Annotated in this window: 1 protein-coding gene; it reads right to left on the bottom strand. The window is 45.9% G+C overall.

Annotation, left to right across the window (positions count from 1 at the left end; genetic code table 11):
* On the bottom strand, window positions 1–368 hold a 368-nt coding region (locus tag ACYVTD_RS17990), incomplete at both ends, for a histidine kinase dimerization/phospho-acceptor domain-containing protein (RefSeq protein ID WP_461248978.1).

The raw sequence follows: 368 nt of genomic DNA, 5'->3' as shown, positions 1-368 counted from the left end.
TCCATCGTATTCGCGTTTTTATGAATAATCTCTATAAAATGAATTAACTGTTTCTTTTCATTCTTGCCTTCCGAACCGGAAACCGTATCAAGCAAGGTTTCGGAAAACCCTTTGATAATCTGAATCGGGGTGCGAAGCTCATGCGACACGTTTGCGACAAAATCCTTGCGCACCCTTTCCAGTTTTACAAGGCGCGTAACTTCCTGCAAAACGATGATTACGCCGCTTTTAACACCTGAAAGCGGGGAAACATAAACTTGAAACTGCTGTTCCGCTCCGGAACGCAAGGTCAGTTCCATTTCCAACGCGCTGTTAGTCGAAAGCGCTTTTTTTGCGGCATCTTCCAGTTCCGCGGCATGAGTCGCTTC

The sequence above is a fragment of the Treponema sp. R6D11 genome, from assembly GCF_054786075.1.
Note: the sequence above shows the minus strand (reverse complement) of the source record. Positions and strands in the feature narration are given on the sequence as shown.